General features: G+C 71.3%; 5 protein-coding genes. 1 reads left to right on the forward strand and 4 read right to left on the reverse strand.

The annotated features are described in order from the left end of the window. On the reverse strand, positions 1–2,370 hold a 2,370-nt coding region (locus EHS43_RS36030), incomplete at its 3' end, for a sensor histidine kinase (protein ID WP_125194817.1). Between the two features lie 366 nt (positions 2,371–2,736). On the opposite strand from EHS43_RS36030, the gene EHS43_RS36035 reads away from it, so the two are divergent. After that, the gene (locus EHS43_RS36035; RefSeq protein WP_125194818.1) at positions 2,737–3,702 is read left to right on the forward strand and encodes an ABC transporter substrate-binding protein; all 966 of its coding nucleotides are present in this window, start codon (positions 2,737–2,739) and stop codon (positions 3,700–3,702) included. 425 nt (positions 3,703–4,127) lie between these two features. Here EHS43_RS36035 and EHS43_RS36045 read toward each other — a convergent pair whose 3' ends face one another. From EHS43_RS36045 to EHS43_RS36055, 3 genes are read right to left on the reverse strand one after another with little or no spacing between them, the layout of a single operon-like run. Then, complete coding sequence (locus EHS43_RS36045) at positions 4,128–4,721, reverse strand: ATP/GTP-binding protein (protein ID WP_125194819.1); 594 nt, start codon at positions 4,719–4,721, stop codon at positions 4,128–4,130. Further along, positions 4,708–5,067 carry a DUF742 domain-containing protein gene (locus tag EHS43_RS36050; RefSeq protein WP_125194820.1) on the reverse strand — a complete coding sequence of 120 codons (360 nt, stop codon included), beginning with the start codon at positions 5,065–5,067 and terminating at the stop codon, positions 4,708–4,710. The genes EHS43_RS36045 and EHS43_RS36050 overlap by 14 nt, the downstream gene beginning before the upstream one ends. Before the next feature lies 1 nt (position 5,068). Continuing rightward, on the reverse strand, positions 5,069–5,491 hold the full coding sequence (locus tag EHS43_RS36055; protein ID WP_030313681.1) for a roadblock/LC7 domain-containing protein: 423 nt from the start codon (positions 5,489–5,491) through the stop codon (positions 5,069–5,071). Positions 5,492–5,506 lie beyond the last annotated feature (15 nt).

The following is a 5,506-nucleotide window of genomic DNA, read 5'->3' on the forward strand; positions in this document are numbered from 1 at the left end:
GTGGGGGACCCGGCGGGGCAGGGGAGCGGGACCGCCCTCGCCCGGAACGGCTCCCGTGACGCCGGGCGCGGCGGTCGCGGTGTGCCGGTCCGCCGGGGCGCCGGGCGCCTCCTGGCCGGAGTCGGGCCGTACGGCCGTAGGACCTGTCGCTCGGACCGGATCCGGGGCCGGTGTCGTCTCCGGGCCGGGGTCCGAGGCCCAGGCCGGTGCCGGGCGGGTCCCCGTGCCGGAGGCCGGCGACGCGACGGCACGCGCCGCGCCCGCCGGGACCGTACGGGAGTCCGTGACCGCGGCGGCGACCGTGCCGGCGTGTGCGCCCGCGTCCGCCGCCGTGTCCGGGGCCGTGGCTGTCGCCGAAACGCCGGTGGCGGCCGTCAGCGGGCTCATCGTGAGCAGCAGGGCGGACGGGATCGTCACCTCCGCCGTCACGCCGCCTCCCGGGGTGCGGGACAGGACCACGCCCACCTCCCAGCGGCGGGCCAGGGTGCCCACCACGAACAGGCCGAGCACCTTCGTCGGGACGAGGTCGAGGCGTTCGCGGCGGATGAGGCGGGCGTTCTCCTCCGCCAGGCGCTCGGTGCTCATGCCGAGACCGTGGTCCGAGATCACGACCAGCGCGCCCTCGTGGCTGTCCTTGACGATCACCTCGACGGGGCTGCCGGCCGGGGAGAACGACACGGCGTTCTCGACGAGTTCGGCCACCATCAGCGTGAGGTCGCCGATGATGTCCGGCTCGACCATGACCTCCGTGCCGGCCTGCAGGGACACCCGCTGGAAGCCCTCGATCTGGCCGAGCGCCGCACGGACCACGTTGGTCAGGGCGAGCGGTCCCGAGTCGAGGACGGTCTCGCGGATGCCGGCGAGCAGCATCAGGCTGTCGGCGTTGCGGCGCAGGCGCACCGCGATGTGGTCGATGCTGTAGAGGCGTTCCAGCAGCGCCGGGTCGGTCTCGCCGCGCTCGACCGCGTCGATCAGGGCCAGCTGCCGGGTGGTGAGGTTGCTGACCCGGCGGCCCACGTTGCCGAACATCTCGGCGACGTTGCGGCGGCTGAGCACCTGGCGTTCCAGGAGCGCGACCGCGGTGGTCTGCACCTGGTTGAACACGTCGGCGAGGTCGCCGATCTCGTCCTTCGCGGTGACCGGCATCTCCTGGAGCCGCGGCGTCCCGGTGTCCTCGGTGTCGTCGTCGGCCACGCGGGCCAGCTCACGCCCGGCCACCTCGGCGACCTGCCTGGCGGCACCGGTGAGCGCCTGCACCGGGCGCACCACCGAGCGCCGGACGGCGACCGAGAAGGCGAGCCAGAGCACGAAGCCCAGCAGTGCTGATCCGAGCAGCCAGGCCGCGTTGGAGCGGGCGTCGCGGGAGGCGGTGTCGGCGCGGTCGGCGATCTGGTCGATGAGCGAGGTGGTGGTCTTCAGCCGGGTCCGGGCCTGGGCGCGGTAGTCCGGGTAGGAGTCGAGCGCCGTCTGGAAGGCGTCCTTGATCTCGGCCTGGGTCTCCGCCTGGAGCGAGCCGGGGTCGATCTGCAGCTCGGCGTACTGCCGGGCGATCGTCGCCTGGGCCATGTTGTGCTCGATGTCGCCGAGCTGTTCGGCCTGCCCCGGCGTGGCGAACCTGCCGAAGCGCTCCACCTGGTGGGTGTACTCGTCGAAGGAGCCGATCGCGCCGATCAGCTCGATGAGGGCGTTGGAGTCGCCGGTCGTCGCGGAGAAGACACCGGTCTCGAAGGAGCCGTGCGCGGCGTCGGCGCGCAGCAGCGAGTCGAGCAGGTTGCCGGTGAAGGTGGCGGCCAGGGCCGGGTTGCGGTCGAGGCCGAGGCCGTCGATCAGGCCCTTGGCGGCGTCGCTGTAGGCGGGGTCGATGTTGTCGGCGGGCAGGTAGGCCCTCTCGATGGTGTTGCGCAGGTCCTCCAGGCCGCTGACCTCGCGAAGGGCCTGGGCCTCCTCCTGCGGCAGCCGGTCGCCGAAGGTCGCGCGGACCTGCTCGACCTGGTTGTCGACGCGGATCTGGGCCTCGCGGTAGGCACTCTGCGAGGGGGTGTCCCCGGCCCGGTTGGACTGGTGGCGCACCGACAGCAGCACGGCCTGCTGGTGCTCGGCCTCCAACTGCCCGACGAGCTTGGCCACCTGGGCGCTGTCCCGCACCAGCTGTGCCGCGTCCGAGGCGTCCTGGGACTGGCCGACCTGGTCGGCGAAGAGATAGGCCAGCAGCACGGCGACCACCGCGAGCGGCACGCCCACCAGGACGTTCAGCTTGCGCCGGAAAGGCCAGCGCTCGGCGAAGTCCCGCAGCCCCCGGCTGCCGCGTGCGCCGCTCCGGTCCGGCGGCGGTGCCGACCGGGTGGACACGTCCACCTCGTTCGTGGACACCAGCCCTCCTTCGTGGGTGTCTCGGCCGACGCGCGTGAGCGCTTCTGACCGATTCTGATCGCTACAGGACGGTGCGCAGGGACACCTGCGTGGCTCCCGCACGCCTGTGTGACCGGCGCCAACTGCGGCGAGACTACAGCCTCTTCGGACAGCGCTTGTTGCCGACCTGAGTCAAGAATCCGTTACAACCCGAGTCGCACCCCGCGTACCGGTTTCGCGCTTCCTTCACAACAGTCCACAGGGTGAGGTCAATTGTGACCAGTCCGGTCTTGACTGAGTGAGAACAGGCTGGATTGGATCAGTGCAAGGGCTTCCCCTTCGAACGCCCTTACCCCCTTGAATCCCCTGAGTTCCGGAACAGGAATCGTGACTTACACCGCCGCACACCGCAGGTCCATGAGGAAGAACCCCGGCGTGGCCGCCGTCGCGCTCGCCGCCGCCACGGTGCTGCTGGCGGGGTGCGGGTCCTCCGACGACAACTCCGACCCGCTGAGCGAGGACACCGGGGGCGCCGCGAGCGGTGACACCGTCGTCGTCGGCTCGAACAACTTCGCCGAGAGCATCCTGCTCGCCGACATCTACGGCGAGGCCCTGAAGGCCAAGGGCGTCAAGGTCACCTACAAGCCCAACATCGGCAGCCGCGAGACCACCTACGGCCTGCTGAAGAACGGCTCCATCACCGTCCTGCCCGAGTACAACGGCTCGCTGCTGGCCTACCTCGACAAGGACGCGAAGCAGGAGTCGGCCGAGGCCGTGAACGCCGCGGTCAAGGCGAAGCTCGACTCCAAGCTGACGCTGCTGGACTCGGCACCGGCGGAGGACAAGGACTCGGTCTCGGTCAACGCGGACACCGCGAAGAAGTACGACCTGACCGCCGAGTCGACCCTCGCCGACCTCAAGGACATCGCCCCGGACCTGGTCATCGGCGGCTCTCCGGAGTTCCAGACCCGGCAGCAGGGTCTGCTCGGCCTCGAGGCCCAGTACGGGCTGAAGTTCAAGTCCTTCAAGGCCCTCGACGCGGGCGGTCCGCTCACCCAGGCGGCCCTGAAGAAGAACACCGTGCAGGCCGCGGACATCTTCACGACCGACCCGACCATCACCAAGGAGAAGTTCGTCGTCCTCAAGGACCCGAAGAACCTCTTCGGCTTCGCGAACGTGACCCCGCTGGTCTACAAGTCCGGGCTCACCCAGGAGGGCGTGGCCGCCCTGAACGCGGTCTCGGCCAAGCTGGACACGAAGGCGCTTCTCGACATGGACTACCAGGTCCAGCTGGAGAACAAGGACCCGCTGGACGTGGCGAAGGCCTGGCTGAAGTCGAACGGCCTCGGCTGACGGCTCCGGCAGCCCCGGAACGGACCCGGCCCGGCGCGGAGGCGACTCCACGCCGGGCCTCGGCGTAGACGGCCGAACTCCCGCCCGCGCGGGGCGAGGTGAGTGGTCGTACCACTGGTGCCTGGCCGCGGGGCGAGGTGAGTGGTCGTACCGCCGGTGCCGAGCCGCGGGGCGCCGGCGAGTGACGACGACGCGGCAGACCGGCGTGCCAGGTCCCGCGGCCTCGGCACGATCCGCCGGGCGGGCGCGTAGGGCGTGTTGCGAAAGTCCCGCCTGCCTCGCGACGCCATGCACGCACTCTCGCCGCACCGGGCGAAAGCCCAAGTACATCCAGTACGAGGGCTTCCGCCCGGCACGCCGAGAGCACGCACCTGACGCCGCGAGGCCCGCCCTTCGGGCGAACGACGGGACTTTCGCAACACGCCCTAGTCGACCGCCGCCGCGATCAGCAGGTCCAGGAGCGCGATCAGCACGTCCCGGGACGACTCGCGCCGGCGCGCGTCGCACAGCACCACCGGAACGTTCTCCCCGAGGGCCAGGGACTCCCTGATGTCCTCCGCCGGGTAGGGGTGCCTGCCGTCGAAGCCGTTCACGGCGACGACGAAGGGGATGCGCCGGCGTTCGAAGAAGTCCACGGCGGCGAAGCTCGACTCCGGGCGGCGGACGTCGATGAGGACGACCGCGCCCAGGGCCCCCACGGCGAGGTCGTTCCACATGAACCAGAACCGCTGCTGGCCCGGCGTGCCGAAGAGGTAGAGCACGAGCTCGTCGCTGATGGTGATCCGGCCGAAGTCCATGGCCACGGTGGTGGCCCGCTTCTCCTCGATGCCGGCGAGGTCGTCGACGCCCAGGCCCGCGATGGTCAGCGGTTCCTCCGTGCGCAGCGGGGTGATCTCGCTGACCGACCCGACCATCGTGGTCTTGCCGACTCCGAAGCCCCCGGCGATGAGGATCTTGACGGTGTCGGGCGCGGCGGGCGCACCGGCCGACCCGGTGGCGAGCGTGTCAGAGCCGGCCAAGGCCTTCCCTCACTTTCTGCAACAGGTCCAGGTCCGGGGAGCGGGGCGAGACCGGGCGCGGCGGGCGCGCGGTGATCAGGCCCTCCTCCAGGAGGTCGCACAGCATGATCACGACCACGCTGACCGGGAGGTCGAGCAGCGCGGCCAGCTCCGCCACGGCGACCGGGCGGGCGCACCGGCGCAGGATGCGGGTCTGCTCGGCCTGCGGGCGCGGGGCGCCTTCCGGGGGCGGGTCCACCGCGGTCACCGTCGTGATGAGGGTGAAGTCGGCGCGGCTGGGCCGGGTCCGTCCCCCGGTCAGGGCGAACGGACGCACCAGCCGGCCCGGCGCGTCGCTGTCGGTCACCTCACCCGCCGGTGGGGCCGATGCCGGCCCGTGGTGCCGCGCTGAGGTGCTCGCCGATCTTCTTCACCAGCATGTTCATCTGGTACGCCACCACGCCGACGTCGGCGTTCGGCCCCGTGAGGACGACGAGGTGCGCGCCGGGTCCCGCCGAGGTGAGGATCAGGAAGCTGTTCGCCATCTCGATGAGCGCCTGGCGCACCGGGCCGCCCCGGAAGTCCATGCTGACGCCCTTGCTCAGGCTCATCAGGCCGGACGCGGTCGCCGCCAGCCGCTCGGCGTCGTCGCGCAGGAACCCGGTGGACTTGCTGACGACAAGCCCGTCCTCGGAGAGCACGACAGCCTGCGTCACGTCGGCGACCCGCTCCACGAGTCCGGTGAGCAGCTGGTCGAGCTGGGTGTGCGTGGCGGGGGTGGGGCGTGTCATGGCGTGTCCTTCATG

This window comes from Streptomyces sp. RP5T (genome assembly GCF_003933965.1).
GTDB lineage: Bacteria > Actinomycetota > Actinomycetes > Streptomycetales > Streptomycetaceae > Streptomyces.